The following is a 21,987-nucleotide window of genomic DNA, read 5'->3' as shown; positions in this document are numbered from 1 at the left end:
CGTTGGAGGCCGTGATGGTGTAGCGGATGCGGTCGCCGGGCTGGGTGGGCCCGCCCGGGTGCGTGAGGTTCTCGGCCTTCTTGGCCAGCGCCGGCGCCGGCGCTATCTCGGGCTGCGGGAGCACCGTGACGTCGTAGGCCCAGGTGCTGCCGGTGTAGGCCCCGTTGGGCTCCTGCCTGAAGGTGAGCTCGCCCTTGCCCACCGCCGTCGGGTCGAGCACCAGGGTGTAGGAGCCGTCCTCGCCCCGCACCGGGTTGCCCTCGGCGTCCCTCACGAAGTCCGCCTCGAACACGTTGCCCCTGGCGTCGGTCACGCTGATCGGCCCCGACGAGGGCGTCGTCACCTTCAGCAGCACGCGCCCGGGGTGCGGGTTGTCCGCGGTCGGCTCGCCCCAGGTGGTGACGATCTCGCCGCGGAACGCCTTGTCGCCCGGCTTGCCCGGGTCGGCGCCCGGGTCGGTCGGCTCGCCCGGCCCCGTCGACACCTCGGGCTCGGGGGCGTCGGGGTCTTTGCAATCCGGGTCGGGCTCGGGCGTCACCACGGGGTTGGGGTCGATGGGGTCGATGGCCACCTCCACCCGCGGCACCGTCTCGTCCGCATCGGGGGCGGCGCTGGCCAGGTAGTTGGCGTGGGCGCCGGCCTTCTCCTGGTCATCAGAGGGCGGCAGGAAGCGCAGCGACACCTCGTGGCGGCCCTCCTCGCCCACGCCGGGCACCAGGTAGTCGGTCTCCGAGGGCTTGAACACGTAGGAGAACTCCGTCCAGTGGCCGCCCTCGTCGCTGCCCTTGCGCTCCGCGTTCTTGGGGAAGGCGGGCTTTCCGTCGGTTCCCAGGATGACGTTGCCGTCGGCGTCCTTCCCGTCCTCGAAGCGCAGCTCCACCGGATCGCCCACGGGCTCGCCGTCCACGTAGAGCTGCACGCGGCCCTCGGGGGCGGCGGCCGTGGGCTTGGTGGCCTCGCTGCCCGGCTTCCCGTCCACGGTGTCCGCCCGCTTGATGGCGGCGCTCACCTTGAGCGACTGGTCGGAGGGGTGGGCGTTGCCGCCCGGCTTCTGGCTCGCGTTCGTCTCGTCGACCCACTCGGCGGCGACCTCGCTCACCTGCGAGGCGATGGGCTTGATCTCGCCCCACAGGAAGGCCCGGTGTCCCCAGTAGCTCTTCGCGAACTCCACGATCTCGGCGTCGGAGCTGTTCTCGTCCGAGTACTGCTTCGAGACCATGGTGAGCTTCACGGCGCCGACGTTGGAGGGGAGCACCGTCACCTGGTGGCCCGATCCGTCGTCGACGACGTCACTCGTCTCGGGACCGGTGGGCACGGGGTCGGTCCCGCCGTCGGGTACCTTGTCGTAGGGCCGGTAGTAGTACCGCACCAGCTGGTTGCCCGCCTCGTCGGTCACCTTGTTCAGCACCTTGTTGTCTGGCGCGGGCGTGGTGATGGCGTTGCCGGGTGCCGACAGGTCGTAGGCGGGCAGCGGCGTGCCGTCGTAATACTTCGTCAGCGACCTCAGGTACGCCTCGTCGGTGATCTGGAAGTCGAGGAAGCGCTTCAGCAGGTCGCCGGCCTGTCCCGGCTCGCGGAAGAGGGGCAGCACCTCGTGGACGTTGCCGTCGTCGTCTTGGTAGGTGAGCGTGACCGAGATCTGCTGCTTCATCGCGTCCTCGGGCAGCCACAGGTACAGCTTGCCGTCGGTGAACTGGGTCGGCGCGCCGTAGGGGTAGTCGATGCCGCCCACGGTGAGGTTCCAGTCGATGATGGGGTTGTCGCCGGAGCTGCCGGTCTTCGCCAGCTCGGCCATGAGGTCGATGGCGACCATGGACACGGCGGGGTTGTCGTTGCGGCTCGTGTCGACGGGCCATGCGCCGAAGGCCGAGTCGTAGCTGTGCTGCCCGTTGATGAAGGCCTGGAAGCCCTCCTGGCTCTTGGTGCTCTCCACGTAGCCGATGCGCACCGAGCCGCCGATGACGCTGACGGCGCCGCCCTGGGCGCCGATACCCATGGACACGCATTCGGTAAGGGGATTGCCGCCTTTCGACAGGGCCTTGCTGGTGTCGGGGAGCACCGTGCCGCCGGCGATGACGATCTCGTGCCCCTCGTTCCAGGAGCAGCATCCCTGGCCGATGGCGTTGCCGTGCATGTCGCCGTGGGGCTTCAGCACGCCGCCGTTGATGTAGATGTCGCCGGCGCAGGTCTTGCTGGCGGCAGGCACCGTGTGGGGCATTCCCTGGTTCGTCTGGACGAGGTTGTTGCCCAGGGTGTCTGCGAACTGGTAGGCGTTCGCCTCGGAGCACGTGGCCCACCCGCCGCCGCCGATGGAGGCGCCGTGGTATGAGGTCCATGTCTCGATAACGCCGCCGTTGAAGGTCATCTTGCCGCCGCTGCCGCCAGCTCCTCCTCCGATGGAGGCCGTGTAGGCGTATTGGTTGCCGGCGCCGCGGGCATAGGTGGTGATGATGCCGCCGTTAAAGGTCATGTCGCCCGCGTCTTCGTACTGGACGCTGCCGATGGCGGCTTCCAGGCTGTTGCCCGTCACCGTGAGCTTGCCGGTGGTGAGTTCCTTGGAGGCGTTTCGCGTGGCGTTCTCCAGGAGCGAGAGGCGGTCGCCGCCGGGGGTGGTGCCCGCGGTGTAGGTCTTGCCGTCGTTGCCCACGAAGGTGGTGCCTGCGGGGATCTTGCCGGGATAGTGCTCGGGATCCATCTTGATGGGCTCGCCGGAGGTGGTCACATTGGGGACATGGTCGTCGATGACGAGCTCGGTGCCCTCGCCGCAGTGGATGCCCGGCCCCTGACGGCCGTCGGTGGCGGTGAGGGTGTTGTCGGAGTTCTCCGCCAGGGTGATGCGCAGGCGCGTTTTCGGCTCGATGGTCTTACCGTCGGCGTCGCGGTTGCGCTCGATATGGCAGGGGATGGGCGAGTCGATGTTCACGTTGTTCAGGACGATGTTCGCCTGAACGCCGGGGTTCACCCAGATGGTGACGTTCTGGGTAGCCGAGGGGAAGCCGTCGGTGGAAAGCGTGAGCTCGGCAGAGCCCTTGATGACGAGCTTGTGCAGATTGTCGACAAGCGTGTTGCCGCCCGTGCGCGCGTGGCGCGTGTAGGTGTCGTCGACGAACTCGAAGTCGACGCCCGGCGTGCCGCCGGCGACGTTGATGCCGAACCGGCTACGCTCCGATGATCGGGAGGCATCTGGGGAGGGGAGGGCCGCAGGATCATCTGCCTGAGGGTCTCCTGCGGTTGCGGTGGAGCCGGCTAGCGGCTCAGAAAGCTCGATGGGGGGGGGTCTGTGTGATCTGCGCGTCGCCGGCGGCCAGCGCGAACGCGGCGGGCACCATCCCGCCGGCCAGCAGCGCGGCCAGGCCCCAGCGCAGAAGCGATCCCCGTCGCCTCTCTCTCATGGGGTTCTCCTTCTCTCGTCTCTGAGGATTCGGCCCGAATATACCCCTTCCGCCCTGCTCGCGCAACCATACGTCCTCCGCTCGGCGATAGGCGGGGCGGGGTGCCCCCGACCCGCCCCGCCGGGACGAGCGCGCGCGGAGGGCGTGGTAGAATCGGGGCTTCCGCTTTGTGCGCCGTGAAAGGGAGGCTCCCGTGGACATATCTTCGGTCATCGCGTCTGAACTGGGCATATCGCGCCGGCAGGTGGATTCCGTGCGGGCCCTTCTGGACGAGGGCTGCACCATCCCGTTCATCGCGCGCTATCGCAAGGAGGCCACGGGCGGCCTGGATGACGTGACCCTGCGCGATCTGGACGAGCGGCTGGCCTACCTGGAGGGGCTCGAGGCTCGCAAGGCCGAGGTGCTGCGCGCTATCGACGAGCAGGGCAAGCTCACGGCCGATTTGCGCGTCAAGGTGGAGGAGGCCACGGTGCTCCAGCGCGTGGAGGACCTCTACAAGCCGTTCCGCAAGAAGCGCGCCACGCGCGCGTCCAAGGCCCGCGAGGCGGGGCTCGAGCCCCTGGCCTCGCTCATCCTGGCCCAAGACCCGCACGGCGTCGACCCGGCGGCCGTGGCGGCGCGCTACGTGAACGCGTCGGCCGGCTACGCCACGGCTGCCGACGCGCTGCAAGGCGCCCGCGACATCGTGGCCGAGGTCATCGCCGATGACGCCGAGAACGTGGCCGACCTGCGCTCCTTCACGCGCCGGTCAGGCGCCTTGGAGGCACGCGGCGCCGACGAGGAGGCCCAGGTCGCCTACGCGGCCTACTGCGACTTCTCCGAGGGCCTGGGCCGCGTTCCCGGCCACCGGGTGCTGGCCGTCAACCGCGGCGAGCGTGAGGGGCGGCTCAAGGTGCGCGTGCGGGTGGACGGCGCCGCGGCTGTGGAGCGCCTGGAGCGGCGCGTCGTGCGCCGCCGCAGCCCCGCGGCTCCGGTGCTGGAGGAGGCCGTCGCCGACGGCTACAAGCGGCTCATCGCGCCGTCGCTGGAGCGCGAGATGCGCGCCGAGCTCACCGAGCGGGCCGAGGCCGACGCCATCCGCGTGTTCGCCAAGAACGTCGAGGGACTGCTGCGCCAGCGCCCGGTGCGCGGCGCGCGCATCCTCGCCCTTGACCCGGGTTACCGCACCGGCTGCAAGGCGGCGGTGATCGACGAGTACGGGCGCCTGCTCGACCGCGGCACCGTCTACCCCACGCCGCCCCGGTGCGAGACGGCCCAGACCAAGCGCGCCCTGGCCGACTGGGTGCGTCGCCACGGCGTGGACACCATCGTCATCGGCAACGGCGCCGGCAGCCGCGAGACCGAGGAGGTGGTGGCCGGCTTCATCGAGGAATCCGGGCTGGACGTGCGCTACACCATCGTCAACGAGGCCGGCGCGTCGGTGTACTCGGCGTCGGAGCTGGCCAGCCAGGAGCACCCGGACCTGGACGTGACCACCCGCGGGGCGCTGAGCCTGGGCCGGCGGCTGCAAGACCCCCTGGCCGAGCTGGTGAAGATACCCCCGCAGTCCATCGGCGTGGGGCAGTACCAGCACGACCTGGACCAGGCGGAGCTCGGGCGCGTGCTGGCCGGCGTGGTGGAGCGCGTGGTGAACGCCGTGGGCGTGGACCTCAACACCGCCAGCGCGAGCCTGCTCGGCTACGTGGCGGGCGTGAGCGGGACGGTGGCGCGCAACATCGTGGCCTACCGCGATGAGCACGGGCCCTTCCGCAGCCGTCGTGACCTCAAGCGCGTGCCCAAGCTGGGGCCCAAGGCGTTCCAGAACTGCGCCGGCTTCCTGCGCATTCCCGACGGCGACGACGCCCTGGACGCCACGGGCGTACACCCGGAGAGCTACGACGTGGCCCGGGCCGTGCTGCGCCGGGCCGGCGTGGGGCCCGAGGCGCTGCGCAACGGCGGCGTGGCCGGGTTGGCCGCGCGGGTGGGGGATGTGGGCGCCCTCGCCGCCGAGCTGGGGGTGGGCGAGCCTACCCTGCGCGACATCCTGGCTGAGCTGGAGAAGCCCGGCCGCGACCCGCGCGACGATGCGCCCCCGGTGGTGTTCAGCCGCTCGGTGCGCGACGTGGCCGACCTGGCACCGGGCATGGAGCTCACCGGCACCGTGCGCAACGTGGTGGACTTCGGCGCCTTCGTGGACATCGGCGTGAAGCAGGACGGCCTGGTACACGTGTCCAAGATGGTCGACCGCTTCGTCCGCCATCCCACCGAGGTGGTCACCGTGGGCGACACCGTGACCGTCTGGGTGACCGCCGTAGACCAGCAGCGCGGCCGCATCTCCCTCACCATGGTGAAGGGTCGGGAATAGGAGAGCGCCTGCGCTTCCCGCTTCCCTACGAACCTCGGCATGATATAAAGAAGGCGATTAAGCGACCCTCCTCACGTCCGTAGATCAGGAGCAGAAGTGCCGAAGTCTCTCAATTCCCTCATGAAGCATCTTCGCGTTAGCGGTATAGCTATCAGCGGCTCTTCGCAGAAGCGAAAGCTTAAGAACATCGGGTATTACCATGGGTACAAAGGCTACCGATTCGCCAAAAAGGCTGCAAACAAGCTCCCAATTACCAATTTTACCCAAGTTGCTGCGCTGTACGACTTCGATACCCAGCTCAAAACGCTGTTCTACCCGCGTGTCATGGCCATTGAGACGGCGTTGAAGAACTACACGCTGGAGGCGGTGGTTCAAGACGCAGGATCGGCGTCCTTCGAGACAATATGGCATAAGAGCCTTACGGGCTATCGGGCTAAAAACGGGGAAGGCGTATCGGAAGGCTTGGGAAGAGAGGCAGCGCCTTCGGCAAGAAATAGACGGTATGATTTATGGGCATAGAGGCCGTGACGTTATCGGGCATTTCCGGGATGCCGACAAGGACGTTCCCCTTTGGGCTATCTTTGAGGTAATGACGCTCGGCAACTTCGGTGCGTTTTTCCGTTGCCTCGATCTGCGCGTTAAAGCAAAGGTCGTGGGCGATCTTGGCATGCCCGCGAACATAGACTCGGAGCTTAGGCTGGGCGAGATAATATTCGCGCTGAAGGATTTTCGTAACGCTATCGCCCATAACGCAGTCGTACTCGATGTCAGATTCCAGACCGGCGCAGTTAATACGGGCGTTTCTCAGTTGCTCAAGCAGGAGACGGGCGTGAGTGGGGTCGACTTCGCGGATATCACCGATTACGTCGCGCTGCTCGTTTATCTTTTGCGTCGCATGGGCTTCTCGAAGACGGAATGCAGGCAGCTCATTGCTGGATACGATTCCATCATTGAGCGTTATCGGGCGGAGCTCCCTTTCAACGTGTACTCGAAGATTATCAAGACGACCGCACGTGGGAAATTGACCGCCCTTCGACAGTTTGTTGGTAACAGCTAGCGCTGGTCAGCAAGTTTGACACTCATGTTAGAATGTATTTGAAAGCGGTGAAAGGCTGCGGCCGACACCTGGAAAAGCCCGATGCGTCGGGCTTTTCTTATGCCATATGAAGGGCGCGGACAAGAAGAGGCTTCTCGCGGTAACGCGTATCGTCTTGAAATGTCCCGAAGGCCCGTTACTTTTCAAAAAAGCGTGCCTTAGGTGCAGCGTGGGCGCCAGTCTGCCCGAGTCTCGGGTGTGCTACAATGGAGCCGGCCTAGAGGCTTGGCCCCATGGGGCCGTGGCGCCCGGAGGCGCCACGGTTGCGAGGGGGCCTAGTCCTCGCGTTTGTTTGAGTTCCCGCCGTTATTCGGCGGGTTCTCGCCTTTTAGGGCAAGAATTGCCACGCCAAGCGCGGCTGCTCCTACAAACGTCTGGATCAAAGCCAGGAAATCACTCATCTGCATCACCTCCCCTCGGTATCGAGAATCCTCGGTAGGGAAGGTCTATGCAGAGAGGTCATCCCTCCCCGCATTTTCATTTTTTCAAACAAATGTTCTTAAATCAAGTCTTGAAATAAAGGCGAATGTATGTTTGTATTACAAGCAATCGAAGGTTTTGTCACGATCGCCCTTTTTGCGAGGAGGAGGCTGTCTACCAGGTATTTCTTGATTATCTGGAAAAAAGAATAAAGTCACATTGTCGCAATGACTTGCGACAATCGTACGATCGTCGTACACTGTGCCCAACGAGTGGGGAGGGGCCAGCCCTGCTCAGGGGACGGGCGCTCATGCATGGCGCCTTTCGTCCCGGGGAGGGAAGAGCGCAGGGGGCGTTCTTCATGATCGAGAAGGAGGAGGAATGTCGGATTCCAAGACCCCTGTCCGGGGTATATCCCGCAGAAGCTTTCTCAAGACCTCCGCAGCCGTGGCGGGTGCCGCGGCCGTAAGCGGAGGAACCATGACGGCCCTGGCAGCCGACGCCAACGCCGCCGAGTCGTCTGACGAGCATGAGGTCGTGTGCGTTTGCGGCTGCAACTGCCAGGGTACCTGCTCGCTGGTGGCCACCGTCCGCGAGGGGCGCATGGTGAACATTCGCGCCAACGAGAACATTCCCTATCCGGCGTACGAGCGCATCTGCAACCGTGGCTTCAGCCACGCGAACCGCCTCTATGACTTCAACCGCGTGCTCTATCCGATGAAGCGCAAGACGTGGACGATGGAAGAGCCCCATGTCGAGAACCGCGGCAACGACGAGTGGGAGCGCCTGTCCTGGGACGAGGCTGCCAAGCTGGTCGCCGACACCCTCAACTACAATACCGAGAACTACGGCCCCCGCTCGAACTTCTTCCTGTGCTCGGCGGGCAACTCCTTCGGCGTCTACGGCGGCTCCTTCACGGGTAACAGCTTCGCCAACGTCAACGGCTACACTACCATGGACGTGTGCCTCGACTATGGCGATCTCCATGGCATCGGCCAGGTCACGGGCGGTGGCTGGGACTTCAACCAGCGCAACATGGCCGGCGACTACCGCTTCGCCAAGACGCTCTTCATCTGGGACACCAACCCGCCTAACTCCCAGCCGCACAACTGGCACTTCTGCATGGAGGCTAAGGACGCCGGCGCCAACCTGGTGGTCATCGACCCCACCTACACCATCGCGGCCGCCCAGGCCACCAAGTGGGTGCCCATCAAGCCCGGCACCGACCCGGCGCTCGGGCTCGCCATCCTCAACGTCATCATCGAGAACGAGTGGTACGACGAGGAGTTCCTGCGCGACAAGACCTGCGCTCCGCTGCTCGTCCGCGCCGATAACGGCCACTTCCTGCGCAGCACCGACTTCGGCGAGGCGGGGCCCCTGGAGCTTCCCGAGTATCCGTTTTCCGGCATGCTCCTGCTCCAGTCCTCCAAGGCCAACAAGATTCCGACGGACGAGCAGACGGCCATCTACGTGGTGTGGGACGCCGACGCGAACGCATCGGGCGGCCTGAACGATGTGGCCAACCCGGCGCTGGAGGGAACCTACGACGTCAACGGTGTCGCGGTGACCACGGCCTGGACCCTGCTCAAGGAGCACGTGGCCCAGTACACGCCGGAGTGGGCAGAGAAGATGACCGAGGTGCCGGCCGACACCATCGTCGAGCTGGCGCGCATGTACGCCCTGGACACCCCGTCCACCATCTACGCGGGCTACCACCTCTACGATAACTGCGAGGTCATGGGCATGACCTGGGCCACCATGGCGGCGCTTACCGGCAACATCGGCAAGAAGGGCGCCTCCATCGGACATCTGGGCAAGGACAAGCCCTACCTCAACCGCTCGCCAGACCTGTTCCCCAACGGCCTGAAGGGCCTGGCCAACGACATCCCGTGGCTGGCGTTCAACGAGATCCTGCAGACGGGCCAGTACCTGGGCAAGGAGTTCCCGGTGCGCCTGCTGTACAACGTCGGCGCCAACCCGGTGGGCAGCTATGCGGCGCAGCGCAAGATCATCGAGGAGATGCTTCCCAAGATCAACTGCATCGTGACGAACGACCTCGAGTTCTCCGACACCGTCCACTACAGCGACATCGTCCTGCCGTGCACCCACTACTTCGAGTACGAGTGGATCCAGGGCGCCTCGCACGTTCCCTTCATCAACATGGCGGGGAAGGTGGTCGAGCCCATCGGCGAGGCCAAGGAGGACGTGGACATCTTCCGCGAGATCGCTAACCACCTCGGCAATGAGGCGTGCTCGAAGTTCTACTCCAAGAGCAACGAGGAGATGATGCGAGTCATCGTCGACACCCCTGCTGGGGAGAAGCTGGGCATCAACCTGGACAACCTGCGCGAGAAGGGCGTTATCGCCGACCGTGACGAGAACTGGGTGCACTGGCCCGACCAGCGCTTCCCCACGCTCTCCGGCCGCCTGGAGTTCTACGTGGAGAACCCTGGCGCCCGCATCAACATCGGCAAGCCCATCGACAAGGACTTCTATCACCTGGCGACGTACCACACGCCGAGCGAGGCGTTCGACGAGAGCGAGGAGTTCAAGAAGTACCCCCTCTACCACTACTGCGAGCGCACCCGCTGGCATATGCACACGCAGTTCAACTACGCGCCCATCCTGCGCGAGCTCGACCCCGAGCCCTACCTGCGCATGAACCCGGTGGACGCGGAGGCCCGCGGCATCGCCGAGGGAGACTACGTGGAGGCCTACAACGACCGCGGCCACTGCGTCTGCAAGGCCAAGTTCGATATGGGCGTGCGCCCGGGCATGGTCTCGTCCCCGAAGGGCTGGCCGCGCGAGCTGTACGTGGCCGGCAGCTACCAGGAGCTGACTAACGACCACCTGAATACGATGCATCAGAACAGCTCGTTCGATGACACGCTGGTCGAGGTGCGCAAGTACGAGGGAGAGGTGAAGTAAATGACTCACTACGGAATGGTGATCGACACCAAGAAATGCGTCGGGTGCCACGTGTGCGCCATGGCGTGCAAGCTGGAGAACAACCTCCCCAACGACGTGTGGTGGAACCGCATCCTCACCGATAACGGCGGGGAGATGGGCTTCGACATGGTGGGCGGCTCGTATCCTGACAACCTCAAGCTGAGCTTCCTGCCCACCTCCTGCCAGCACTGCGAGAACCCGGCCTGCGCGAAGGTATGCCCCGTCGGCGCCACCTACCGCGACCCCGACACCGGCGTCGTGCGCCAGGACTACGACAAGTGCATCGGCTGCCGCATGTGCATGAGCGCCTGCCCCTACACCGGCGTGCGGTCGTTCAACTGGGAGGATCCGCAGTACCACATGGACTACGCCACGGGCGGAAAGGATGTGCCCGAGCATCAGAAGCACGTGGTGGAGAAGTGCACGTTCTGCTACCACCGCACGTCCCAGGGCGTCGAGCCCGCGTGCATGCACCTGTGCATCGGCCGCGCCCGGTTCTGGGGCGACTTGGACGACCCCGACTCCGAGGTCTCCCAGCTCATCGCGAGCCGCTCCTACAAGCAGCTGCTCGAGGACCGCGGCACCAAGCCGTCCGTGTACTACCTGGTGTAATTCCTGACGCGGCGCGCTGCCTGCCTGGCGCGCCGCCTTCTGAAGGAGATACTTATGACTGATACTAGCAACGTCGCCGTTCTCGACGACAACTTCGCCGCCACCGTGCCCGAGGCGGCCGGCGCCAAGGCCGCGGCCTGGGGCGGGAAGGGCCTCAACGCGGGCATCGCCGTCGCCGGCGTGCTCACCGTGGCCGGCCTGGCCCTGTGGGCCATGCAGCTCACGGGCGGCATGGCGCAGACCGCGATGAGGAACCTCGACAGCTGGGGCCTCTACATCACGATGTTCATGTTCTTCGTGGGCCTGTCGGCCGGCGGCCTCATCATCTCGTCGGTGCCCAAGGCCCTCGGCATCAAGGGCTTCGGCGGCATCTCCAAGGTGGCCGTCATGAGCTCGATCGCGGCCACGGTGGCCGCGATCGGCTTCGTGGTGGTCGACCTCGGCCAGCCGCTGCGCGTGTGGGAGCTGTTCGCGTACTCCAACCTGGGGAGCCCCCTCATGTGGGACATCATCGTGCTGGCGACCTACCTGATCCTCTCCTGCGCCTACCTCTGGGCCCAGGTGCGGGCCGAGGCCGGCAGGGTGTCGAGTACGGCGCTGCGCGTGATCTCGGTCGTGGCCCTCGTGTGCGCCGTGCTCGTCCACTCCGTGACCGCCTGGATCTTCGGCCTTCAGCAGTCCCACGAGATGTGGCACACGGCGCTGCTGGCCCCCTGGTTCGTGAGCTCGGCGCTCGTGTGCGGCACCGGCCTCGTGACGCTGGTGTGCATGGCGCTCTCCCGCGCCGGCTACCTCGAGCTCTCCCGCGAGAGCCTCGTCAAGCTCGTGAAGCTGCTGGGCGCCTTCGTGGTGGTGGACCTGTACTTCTTCGGCTGCGACCTCCTGACCGAGGCCTTCCCGGGCGCCTCGGGCGCCGAGGTCGTCGCCATGCTCGTCTCCGGCCCGCTCGCGCCCTTCTTCTGGGTGGAGGTCGTCGGCTGCGCCGCCGCCGCGGTCATCTGCTTCACGCCGTCGCTGCGCCGCCCCGGCCTCATCGCGCTCGCCTCGGCGCTCGCCATCCTCGCTATCCTCTGCAAGCGCGTCCAGATCCTCGTCGGCGGCTTCCAGATCGCCAACCTGGCTGACTACGCCGCCGCCTCTGGCCCCATGACCGTGACCAACTGGGAGTCCGGCCTGGCCGCCGCCTACCAGGGCATGGTCTACTGGCCGGCCCCCATCGAGTGGGGCGTGGCGCTCGGCGTCGTCGCCCTCGCCGTCCTCGTCTTCCTGCTGGGCCTCAAGTTCCTGCCCCTGCGCCCGCAGGACTAGCGCGCCCGTTCCCTCCCATGGCGGCGCGCCTCAGGGTTTTACCTGAGGCGCGCTGTCGGGGGGGCTGCCCTTCAGACGCCCCTTGCCCGCCGGGCGCCTTCCCCTCTGGCGCTGGGCGTGGGCGCGTGCCTGGCACGGAGGGCGAGTTGGCCTGATCCCGTCCTCCGTGCTCTCCGCAAGCCCTCCCTTTTCGGGCGGATCGGATTCTCCCTCCTCCGATCCGCCCCTTTTGTCATAGCTTGTCATACATTAAGAGGGCTGTCATAATGCGAGTGGGTCGCATGCGGCGTGGGGGGGGGAGCGTGCGACGAGTCGACCGGTGGGTCGCTGCCTGCCGAGATGAGAGAAGGTTTCGCCCATGGGGAAGAAGCTGCTGATTACGCTTGCGGCGCTGGCGCTCATCGGTGCCTGTGTGCTGGGGGCCGGCGCGCTCGCTCAGCCGGGAACCGCGCCGCTGCCCGTGCCCATCGCCGCAGACTCGCCCTGCCCGGCCACCGGCTGCGCGAGCGGGACGTGCCACGGGTTCGATGATGTGCCCGAGCCCGACGGCGTCCATGAGATGACCTGCCCCGAGGCCGGCTGCGCCTCCGTCGAGTGCCACGCGTGGGACACGCTGCTTGGCCGTTACCACCAGGCCTCTGACGCGAGCCTCAACCTCTGGATTCTCATGCCGGTGGCGCTCGTCATCGCGCTTGCCTTCGTCATTCGAAAGGTCAGGTGATCTTGTGCGCGGAAAGCTTGCCGTCGATGCGGTGGCGCTCGTCGCCTACGTCATCGTCTCGCTGCCCTCGCTCACGGGGGTGGCCTTTCACGAGTGGCTCGGCCTGGCCGTGTTCGTGGTGCTGGCCGTGCACCTGGCCCAGCATCTGTACCAGGTCATCCTCAAGCGCGCGCCGGCGTCCGACGGAGCCGCGCGCCGCGCTACGCCCGCTCGCGTGGCCCGTGCCGTGCTGGCGGTGCTGCTGGCCGTGGCGCTCATGGTGTGCGTGGTGTCGGGCGTGATGGTGTCGGGCGCGGTGCTGCCTGCCTTCGGCCTGTACGCCGAGGGCTACTACTTCTGGAATCCGCTGCACGCCGTGTCGGCTAAGGTGCTTCTTGCGCTCCTTCTGATTCACCTGTTCCTGAACGCTGGAATGGCGTATCGTTTGCTGCAGAGGAAAAAGCCCTCCGCGAAGAAGGAGACCGAACATGACCGTGACCGCTGATACCTGGCAGGCCCGCGCGGCCTTGTGCGAGCTGCTCGCCCTGAGCTTCCGCTATCCCGATGACGTGCTCGTGGGCGCCATCGCCAGCGGCGAGTGGGGCGAGGCGGCCGAGGAGATAGCCGGCGCCCTGGGGCTCGCCTGGCCCGCTGACGGCGCTCCCGGCGCCGCTGAGGCTGCGGCCGTCGATGACCCCGACGAGCTCAAGCACGCCCTGCGTGCCGAGGCCACGCGCCTGTTCGTGGGCGCGCCTGAGCCGCTGTGCAGCCCCTACGAGGGCGTTTGGCGCGCCGCCGATGACGGCGTGCAGGCGCTCCTGTTCGTCAACCCGCACTCCATGGACGTGGAGCGCTTCTGCAAGGCCTGCGGCCTGGGTCGTCCCGAGGGTACCAACGAGCCGCTCGATCATGTGGCCACCGAGTTCGAGCTGCTGGAGTACCTGGCCCTGCGTGCTGCCGTGGATGCGGCCGCTGAGGCGGGCGATCCCGTGGAGGACGCAGACGAGGGCGAGCCGGGTGACGTGGTGGCCTCGGCCGATTTGCCTGGCGGCTCGCCTGCGGCAGCGTACGACCAGTTCATGGACGAGCACGTTCGCACCTGGACGCCGCGCTTCGCCGACAAGGCCGCCGAGGACGCGCGCCTGGGCTTCTACCCCCAGGCTGGCAGCCTGCTGAAGGCGTTCGTCGCGGCATAGCGACTGGCGTGACCGTCGGCGCCGGTTTCGTGCGCTGCAGTACGCGGGCCCCGGTTCACGCCGGGGCCTTTTCGTTTGGACGCCCAGGTGCGGCGGGTTTCGAGTTTCTGGCCAAAAACACCGCGGTTTACGCGATTCTTCGGCGTCTCGGAGCGGCGCAGGCGGCGTTTCCCCAGGTCAGCTCCGGCCGCTTTGCTTCCCGTGGGCACGTTGTTGCGTAAACCATGGTGCTTTTGGCCAGAAATCCGGATCCTCCCGAGGCGCCCGCCGTCCTGCCTTGTCGGCTCCCGCCTTGCTCTCGTCCTGTTCCGCTCCGTTCCGCCTTGCGCCGCACCGTACCCGCCTCGCACCCCCGCACCCTCGCGCCCCTGCTCCCGCCTTTCGCTTTCGCCCCGTCCCGCCGTCCTGCCTTGCTTCGCTCCATCTCGCATCTGCCGCCCCCCGTCCCTGCGTCAAGCCCGCTGCCTCGCTTGCCCTGCCAAGCCTTCGCCCGGCCTCACCGCGTCGCCCCCGCGATACGCCCGCTCCGTCCCACTCCGTTCAGCCTTGTGCCTGTTCTTGCCCTCCTGTCTCATACCCACCTCGCACCCCCGCACTCTCGCGTCCCTGCCCCGTCCAACCCTCTTCTGCTTCGCCCTGCCAAGCCTTCGTCCGGCCTCGCCTCGTCGCTCCCCCCCGCGATACGCCCGCTCCGCCTCGCCCTCTGGGAGGCGTCGTTGCCCCGCTTTACCCGTCCCGCTCCCGCCGCTCTGCCTTGCTCTCCGCCGTCTCGTCCTCGTCCCACCGCCCCACCTCGCATCTGCTGCCACCTCCCCGTCCCCGCATCAAGCCCGCTGCCTCGCTTGCCCTGCCAAGCCTTCGTCCGGCCTCACCTCGCTGTCCGCTCCGCGCCTTCCATCCCCTCGCACCCACCTTCCCATCCCGCCCGCCCCGCTCGTCCCGTTCCCGCTCTCTCGCACTCGCCTCCCCATCCCGCCCCCCCAACATTCCGCACACTTTTGACGACTTTGCGACGCGCCGCCGCCCTTCCTGCCCTTCATCGACGGGCGGCCGTCCGCATTTCCCCAGGTGGGCCTCGGTGGCTGCTCTTCCTGCGGCTGGCGAGGGGCTCTCGGATGCCTGCCCAGGGTGCCTTTGCGTCGCAAAGTCGTCAAAAGTGTGCAGAAACCCCGTGCGGCCGCGGCGGCCGCGGCAGCCGCGATGGTTGCGGCGGATGGTGGTTCCGAGTACAATGCGCGGTAATGAACAGGGTGTTGATTTTTGTTCGTGATGTGCAAGATAACGAAGGGAACCAATGGCCACCACGCTCGAGACCTGCGCGTCGCCCATCGCGGCGGGGGAGGATCGGCGCATCGTCCGCTCGAAGCGGGCGCTGCGCGACGCGCTCATCGCGCTCATGGAGGAGCGCGGCTACGAGGCTTTCACGGTCAACGACTTGTGTGCCCGCGCCGACCTCAACCGCGGCACGTTCTACAACCACTTCCGCGATAAGGAGGACCTGCTCCTCACGCTGGAGGACGAGGTCGTTGCCGACCTCGAGCGCTTCCGCGTGTCCATGCAGCAGCTCTCGCTCGCGGAGCTCTTGCGCATCCGCGTCGGCCGCGCCCCGCTCCCGTTTCTCGTGGAGCTGTTCGACTACCTGCGTGACCAGGCCGATTTTCTGCACGCGGTGATGGGGCCCGGCGGCGACATCCGGTTCGCCCCGCGCCTGCGCGACGTCGTGTGCACCGACCTCATCGAGAACATCCTGCACGACCGCTACCGCGAGAACCCCACGCCCTTCGTGAACTACTACGTGGCGTTCTACGCGTCAGCCTACCTGGGCGTCATCACCCGCTGGCTTGAGACGGGCATGGCGGAGTCATCCGAGGAGATGGCCGTCATTGCGCTGCGCCTGCTGTTCATCAAGCCCGGCGAATCCATCGAGCTCTAACGCGAACAAGGGAGGGTTAGAGAAACCATGAAGCGAACGAAGACCAGCAAGTACGTGCAGATCACGAGCGATGGCGCCGTCGATCCCGCCGTCATGCGCGTGACCCGCGTGGAGGCTGCGGGCGAGGTGGGCGATACCGCGGCCGCTGGCGTCGCGCCCGCGCCCGTCGACCCGAACGCCCTGCGCATCGGCATCGACGTGGGCTCCACCACGGTGAAGCTGGCCGTGCTCGACGCGGCAGGCGAGGTGCGCTGGGCGGTGTACCGCCGGCACCACGCCGATGTGCGCGCCACCATCATCGAGGTGCTGCGCGAGGCCGCGGCCCAGTTCCCCGACGAGGCCATGACCATCGCCATCACCGGCTCCGGCGGCCTGCTGCTGTCCCAGTGGCTCGGCATCGAGTTCGTGCAGGAGGTCATCGCGTCCAAGACGGCCGTGGAGACCTTCATCCCGCGCACCGACGTGGCCATCGAGCTTGGCGGCGAGGACGCGAAGATCATCTACTTCGACAACGGCATCGAGCAGCGCATGAACGGCACCTGCGCCGGCGGCACGGGCGCGTTCATCGACCAGATGGCCGCGTTGCTCAACACCGGCGCAGGCGGCCTCAACGAGCTGGCCAAGAGCCATACCACCATCTATCCCATCGCCAGCCGCTGCGGCGTGTTCGCCAAGACCGACGTGCAGCCGCTGCTCAACGAGGGCGCGCGCAAGGAGGACATCGCCGCGTCCATCTTCCAGTCGGTGGTCACCCAGACCATCTCGGGTCTGGCCTGCGGGCGTCCCATCAGGGGAAACGTCGCCTTCCTGGGCGGTCCGCTCCAGTACCTGCCCGAGCTGCGCAACCGCTTCTACGAGACGCTTGCGCTCGATGAGGATCACATCCTCGTGCCCGAGAATGCGCACCTGTTCGTGGCGTCGGGCTGCGCCATCGCCGGTGCCGAGGCCGGCGCGGCCCCCGAGCGGCTGGCCGACATCCTCACGCGCCTGGAGAGCCTGGGCGACCTGCAGGGCTCGGAGGTGGTGCGCCTGGCGCCGCTGTTCGCCGACGACGCGGCCTACGCCGCGTTCAAGGCCCGCCACGACGCCGAGCGCGTGCGCCGCGCGAGCCTCGTGGACTACCGCGGGATGGCGTTCCTCGGCATCGACGCCGGCTCGACCACCTTCAAGGCGGCCCTCATCGGCCAGGACGGCGCGCTGCTGTGGTCCACCTATGCGTCCAACAAAGGCGACGTGCTCGGCTGCGCGAAGGCGGCGCTCGCCGACCTGTACCGCGCGCTGCCGGCCGACCCCGTCACGGGCGAGCCGCTCGTGACCATCGGCCACGCCACGGTGACCGGCTACGGCGAGGGGCTCCTGCTCGAGGCCCTGCGCGTGGACTCCGGCGAGATCGAGACGGTGGCCCACCTGCGCGGCGCCCAGGAGATGCTGCCCGGGGTGGAGTTCATCCTGGACATCGGCGGCCAGGACATGAAGTGCCTGCGCGTGAAGGACGGCGTCATCGACCACATCATGCTCAACGAGGCCTGCTCGTCGGGCTGCGGCAGCTTCATCGAGTCGTTCGCGTCCGGCCTGAACCTCGACGTGGCCGCGTTCGCCGAGACCGCCATCCGCGCCGAAAGCCCGGTTGACCTGGGCAGCCGCTGCACTGTGTTCATGAACTCGCGCGTCAAGCAGGCCCAGAAGGAAGGCGCCACCGTGGGCGACATCGCCGCGGGCTTGGCTATCTCGGTCATCAAGAACGCGCTGTTCAAGGTCATCAAGATCCGCGATCCGCACGACGTGGGCACCAAGGTGATCGTCCAGGGCGGCACGTTCCTGAACGACGCGGTGCTGCGCGCCTTCGAGCAGCTCTCCGAGGTGGACGCTGTGCGTCCCGACATCGCCGGCAACATGGGCGCGTTCGGCGCGGCGCTCCTGGCCCGCGACCGCTACGAGGATGCGCGCCGCCATGCTGAGAACATGCCCCTGTCACCGGATGTGGGCCCGAAGGTTCCCGTGAGCGGGCTGCTCTCGCTCGCGGCCATCGAGGCGCTCGCCCCCACCCACAAGACCGTGCGCTGCAAGGGCTGCTCCAACGCCTGCCTGCTCACCGTCAACGACTTCGGCAAGGACGAGGCCACGGGCAAGAACCGCCGCTTCATCACCGGAAACCGCTGCGAGAAGGGCGAGAGCCTGGGCACGGGCAAGGCCGCCTCGGAGGTGCCCAACCTCTTCGAGTACAAGAGCCGCCGCCTGTTCGACCACTACGAGCCGCTCGCGCCCGAGGACGCTCCCCGCGGCACCGTGGGCATCCCGCGCGCGCTCAACCAGTACGAGAACTACCCGTTCTGGTTCACCTTCTTCACCCAGCTCGGCTACCGGGTGGTGCTCTCCGACCCGTCCACGAAGAAGACCTACGAGGCCGGCATCGAGTCCATGCCCTCCGAGAGCGTGTGCTATCCGGCCAAGCTCTCCCATGGCCACATCATGAACCTGCTGGCCAAGAAGCCCGACTTCATCTGGATGCCCTGCTCGAAGTGGGAGCGTCAGGAGGACGAGACCGCGGGCAACCACTTCAACTGCCCCATCGTGGCCAGCTACCCCGAGGCGCTGCGCCTCAACATCGACGAGCTGCGCGGCGGCGACGTGTCGCTGCTCACCCCGTGGCTGCCCTACGACAGCAAGGAGCACTTGAAGAACCGCCTGTTCGTGGAGCTGGGCCAGAACCTGGCCGCGGCCGCCGGGCGCCACGGCGCGCCGCTCACGGCCGATGAGGTGGCGTCGGCGGTGGAGGCCGCTTGGGCTGAGGACGAGGCCTTCAAGCGCGACATGCGCACTAAGGGCGTGGAGACGCTCGCCTGGATGGAGGAGACCGGCACCCGCGGCATCGTGCTGGCGGGCCGCCCCTACCACAACGACCCGGAGATCAACCACGCCATCCCCGAGCTGCTCACCAGCTTCGGCCTGGCCGTGCTCACGGAAGACTCCGTGGCGCACCTGGGCCAGCTGGAGCGTCCCATCCGCGTGGTGGACCAGTGGATGTACCACACGCGCCTCTATGCGGCGGCGAAGGTGGTCACTCAGCGGCGCGACCTCGACCTCATCCAGCTGAACTCCTTCGGCTGCGGCCTGGACGCGCTCACCACCGACCAGGTCCAAGAGGTGCTCGAGGCGGCCGGCAAGGTGTACACGGTGCTCAAGATCGACGAGGTGTCCAACCTCGGCGCCGCTCGTATCCGCGTGCGCAGCCTGCTCGCCGCGCTCAAGGACCAGGCCGACCGCGACGCCGAGGCCGATGCTGACGCGCGCGCCGCGAACCGCGCCTGCCCGGCGGCGTCCATCAACCTGGACGACCTGGACAAGCTCGTGCCCGCCTCGTTCACCGAGAAGGCCGACGGCGTGGTGCGCGCCGCCGAGGTCGAGCAGCGCGAGGGCGTCTCCACCGAGTTCGCGCGCCCCCAGTTCACCGAGGAGATGAAGGAGGCCGGCTACACCATCCTCGCGCCGCAGATGGCGCCCATCCACTTCGACCTGCTCATCGACATCTTCCAGCGCTTCGGCTACAACGTGGAGCTGCTGCCGTCGGTGGACCATGGCGCGGTGGACGCGGGCCTCAAGTTCGTCAACAACGACATCTGCTACCCGTCCATCCTGGTCACGGGCCAGATCATGGAGGCGGTGCTCTCCGGCAAGTATGACACCGACAAGCTGGCCGTGCTCATCACCCAGACGGGCGGCGGCTGCCGCGCCACCAACTACATCGCGCTCATCCGCAAGGCGCTCAAGGCGGTGGGGCTCGAGCACATCCCCGTCATCGCGCTGTCGTTCAAGGACCTGGGCGAGGTGAACCCCGGCTTCAAGATCACGCCGAAGATGCTGCTCCAAGCCCTCTACGCGCTGTGCTACGGCGACTTGCTCATGATGTGCCTGTACCGCACGCGCCCCTATGAGGTGGAGCCGGGCAGCGCCACGCGCCTGTTCGACCACTGGATGGCCGCGTGCAAGGGCCAGCTGCACCGGGGCGTCACCTACGGCGAGTTCAAGCGCACGGTGCGCCAGATCGTCGGAGACTTCGACACCCTGCCGCTGGCCGGCGAGGGCACCAAGCCGCGCGTGGGCGTGGTGGGCGAGATCCTCGTGAAGTTCCATCCCACGGCCAACAACCAGCTGGTGGACGTCATCGAGCGCGAGGGCTGCGAGGCCGTGGTACCCGGGCTCATCGAGTTCTTCCTGTTCGGCATCGCCGGCGCCATCTTCCAGAAGGATCCGCTCGGGCGTTCGCCGAAGGGCGCCGTGGGGTCGAAGATCGCCCTTCAGGCCATCGCGAAGTTCCGCAAGCCGGTCAACGACGCCCTGCGCCGCTCGCAGCGCTTCGAGCCGGTGACCGACATCTACGAGCTGGCCGACTACGCCGAGCAGATCCTGTCGCTGTGCAACTCCATGGGCGAGGGGTGGCTGCTCACCGCTGAGATGGTGGAGCTCATCCGCGAGGGCACGCCCAACGTGGTGTGCGCCCAGCCCTTCGCGTGCCTGCCCAACCACGTGGTGGGCAAGGCCGTCATCAAGGAGCTGCGCCGCCAGTACCCCGAGAGCAACATCGTGGCGGTGGACTACGATCCCGGCGCATCCGAGGTCAATCAACTCAACCGCATCAAGCTGATGATCGCGGTGGCCAAGGCGAACCTGGCCGAGAAGGAGCGCGAGGCCCGCGGGGCGCGGGATGCCTTCGTCGGCGCGGGGCGGCCCGGGCCCGCCACCGAGAAGCTGGGCTCCGTGGAGGTGGAGACCGCCACGGCGGAGTAGCGCCGCCAAGTCGCCTCGCGCGGTGCCTTTGGGGCCTGGGAGCGCCCGCTCTCGTTCGCCTGATGGCGGGAGGGCGGGCGTTTTTTTGCGTGCGGGGCGCAGGATCGCGGGATCGCGGGTCGCTGGGCGTCGCCTGGGCGCGATGGACGGTCGGGCGAGGGGGCGCCGCGCCCAGGTGCCCGGGCGCGGCGTGCGCGTGCGGCGCCTGCAGGTGGGGGTGGCTGGAATTCCGGCTGCCGCCCTCGCGTGGTTCTAGGGCGCGAGAGGGCTGCAGCGCGATGCGCGGTTTTTGGCCATTTACTTCGAAATTCCGAGGCATCGACGGCCAAACGAGGCTCCGAAAGCGGTTTGCTTCCGGAGCGTCCATAGCCGACCAGGGGAAACGCTTCCAGGTGAAGCCGTGCGAGTCCCAGGCGGGTCGGAATTTCGAAGCAAATGACCAAAAAAGCCGAAAAATCATGCAAGGGAGCGTTGGCAAGGCCTGGCTGGGACGTGCTGACGGCTGCTATGGCATGCGGGGCTGGAGTGCGGCGGCGCTAGCGCGGGATGGTGGCGAGCTTGGCGATGAGCTTGCGGTAGATGCGGTTGCGGATCCACGGCTCGGTGGACAGCGCGATGGCGTCGTCGAGGGGTGCCCAGCACACGCCCGAGTTCTCGTCGGGCTTGACGCGCAGCGGCGCCGAGGGATCGGCGATGGCCAGGTACGTCACGTTGAGGTGCAGGTGAGACCCGACGTAGCTCCCGCGCTTCTCGTGGCCGTTGACGGTGAGCACCTCGATCGAGTAGATGCCGCCGGGCCCGCAGGGGACGAGCCGCGCGTCGGTGACGCCGGTCTCCTCGGCCAGCTCGCGCAGGGCGACGGCTGCCAGGTCGGTCTCGCCGTCGGCGTGGCCGCCGATCCAGCTCCAGGAGTCGTAGAGGTTATGGTAGACGAGCAGCGTACGTGTGAACATGGGGTCGACCGTCCAGATGGAGCAGGCGAGGTGGGCGAGCGCCGCTCGGTCGAGACAGGCGGGCCCGGCTTCGAGGGCGCGCAGGATGACGGGCTTGTCGACGGCCTCCTGCTCGTTGAACGGCTCGTAGGCGCGGAGGTCGTCGATGAGGGTCATGGCGGTCCTTTCGAGGCGGGCGAGGGGCAGTGCGACGGGAGGCGGCGCGCCAGGCGAGCGCTGCGGGCGGGCTTGCCGGCGGGCGTGACGGGCCGGGCGAGCCCTTGGCCGCAGGCTGGGGCCGCGGGGCGCCTCTGCGGGCG

General features: G+C 67.2%; 15 protein-coding genes. 11 read left to right on the top strand and 4 right to left on the bottom strand.

Annotated elements, in window-relative coordinates; translation table 11 throughout:
• Both D1643_RS05595 and D1643_RS05590 read right to left on the bottom strand, forming a co-directional pair.
• A partial coding sequence (locus tag D1643_RS05595) for a hypothetical protein (RefSeq protein WP_160709474.1) occupies positions 1 to 2,962 on the bottom strand: 2,962 nt, incomplete at its 3' end.
• A gap of 292 nt (positions 2,963 to 3,254) precedes the next feature.
• On the bottom strand, positions 3,255 to 3,392 hold the full coding sequence (locus D1643_RS05590; protein WP_160709472.1) for a hypothetical protein: 138 nt from the start codon (positions 3,390 to 3,392) through the stop codon (positions 3,255 to 3,257).
• A 193-nt stretch (positions 3,393 to 3,585) separates the two neighbouring features.
• Here D1643_RS05590 and D1643_RS05585 point away from each other — a divergent pair, with 193 nt between their 5' ends.
• From D1643_RS05585 to D1643_RS12055, 3 genes are all read left to right on the top strand, one after another.
• On the top strand, positions 3,586 to 5,736 hold the full coding sequence (locus tag D1643_RS05585; RefSeq protein WP_160709470.1) for a Tex family protein: 2,151 nt from the start codon (positions 3,586 to 3,588) through the stop codon (positions 5,734 to 5,736).
• A 96-nt stretch (positions 5,737 to 5,832) separates the two neighbouring features.
• Positions 5,833 to 6,255 carry an Abi family protein gene (locus tag D1643_RS12060; protein ID WP_160709468.1) on the top strand — a complete coding sequence of 141 codons (423 nt, stop codon included), beginning with the start codon at positions 5,833 to 5,835 and terminating at the stop codon, positions 6,253 to 6,255.
• Positions 6,239 to 6,793 carry an Abi family protein gene (locus tag D1643_RS12055; protein WP_160709465.1) on the top strand — a complete coding sequence of 185 codons (555 nt, stop codon included), beginning with the start codon at positions 6,239 to 6,241 and terminating at the stop codon, positions 6,791 to 6,793. Before D1643_RS12060 ends, D1643_RS12055 begins: the two co-directional genes overlap by 17 nt.
• Before the next feature lie 314 nt (positions 6,794 to 7,107).
• Here D1643_RS12055 and D1643_RS12050 read toward each other — a convergent pair whose 3' ends face one another.
• On the bottom strand, positions 7,108 to 7,239 hold the full coding sequence (locus D1643_RS12050) for a hypothetical protein (RefSeq protein ID WP_255478053.1): 132 nt from the start codon (positions 7,237 to 7,239) through the stop codon (positions 7,108 to 7,110).
• 394 nt (positions 7,240 to 7,633) lie between these two features.
• Here D1643_RS12050 and D1643_RS05570 point away from each other — a divergent pair, with 394 nt between their 5' ends.
• The 8 genes from D1643_RS05570 (at position 7,634) to D1643_RS05535 (ending at position 20,735) form a co-directional block, all read left to right on the top strand.
• Positions 7,634 to 10,180: a molybdopterin-dependent oxidoreductase gene (locus tag D1643_RS05570; RefSeq protein WP_160709462.1), complete on the top strand. Its 2,547-nt coding sequence runs from the start codon at positions 7,634 to 7,636 to the stop codon at positions 10,178 to 10,180.
• Complete coding sequence (locus D1643_RS05565; RefSeq protein ID WP_160709460.1) at positions 10,181 to 10,813, top strand: 4Fe-4S dicluster domain-containing protein; 633 nt, start codon at positions 10,181 to 10,183, stop codon at positions 10,811 to 10,813. It abuts the gene before it with no gap.
• 54 nt (positions 10,814 to 10,867) lie between these two features.
• A complete protein-coding gene (gene nrfD, locus D1643_RS05560) occupies positions 10,868 to 12,121 on the top strand; it encodes an NrfD/PsrC family molybdoenzyme membrane anchor subunit (RefSeq protein WP_160709458.1) in 1,254 nt (417 codons plus the stop codon).
• 358 nt (positions 12,122 to 12,479) lie between these two features.
• Positions 12,480 to 12,842 carry a hypothetical protein gene (locus D1643_RS05555; protein ID WP_160709456.1) on the top strand — a complete coding sequence of 121 codons (363 nt, stop codon included), beginning with the start codon at positions 12,480 to 12,482 and terminating at the stop codon, positions 12,840 to 12,842.
• 4 nt (positions 12,843 to 12,846) lie between these two features.
• Positions 12,847 to 13,326 (top strand): DUF4405 domain-containing protein, encoded by a 480-nt coding sequence (locus D1643_RS12040; protein ID WP_160709454.1) that lies wholly within the window; start codon positions 12,847 to 12,849, stop codon positions 13,324 to 13,326.
• Entirely contained in the window at positions 13,310 to 14,017 is a 708-nt protein-coding gene (locus D1643_RS05545; protein WP_160709452.1) for a molecular chaperone, read from the top strand. Before D1643_RS12040 ends, D1643_RS05545 begins: the two co-directional genes overlap by 17 nt.
• 1,294 nt (positions 14,018 to 15,311) lie before the next feature.
• The gene (locus D1643_RS05540) at positions 15,312 to 15,950 is read left to right on the top strand and encodes a TetR/AcrR family transcriptional regulator (RefSeq protein ID WP_160709450.1); all 639 of its coding nucleotides are present in this window, start codon (positions 15,312 to 15,314) and stop codon (positions 15,948 to 15,950) included.
• A gap of 27 nt (positions 15,951 to 15,977) precedes the next feature.
• A complete protein-coding gene (locus D1643_RS05535; protein ID WP_236643402.1) occupies positions 15,978 to 20,735 on the top strand; it encodes a 2-hydroxyacyl-CoA dehydratase in 4,758 nt (1,585 codons plus the stop codon).
• A 536-nt stretch (positions 20,736 to 21,271) separates the two neighbouring features.
• Here the strand turns inward: D1643_RS05535 and D1643_RS05530 are convergent.
• On the bottom strand, positions 21,272 to 21,844 hold the full coding sequence (locus tag D1643_RS05530; RefSeq protein ID WP_160709448.1) for an NUDIX hydrolase: 573 nt from the start codon (positions 21,842 to 21,844) through the stop codon (positions 21,272 to 21,274).
• Positions 21,845 to 21,987 lie beyond the last annotated feature (143 nt).

The organism is Enterorhabdus sp. P55, assembly GCF_009911695.1.
GTDB lineage: Bacteria > Actinomycetota > Coriobacteriia > Coriobacteriales > Eggerthellaceae > Enterorhabdus.
Note: the sequence above shows the minus strand (reverse complement) of the source record. Positions and strands in the feature narration are given on the sequence as shown.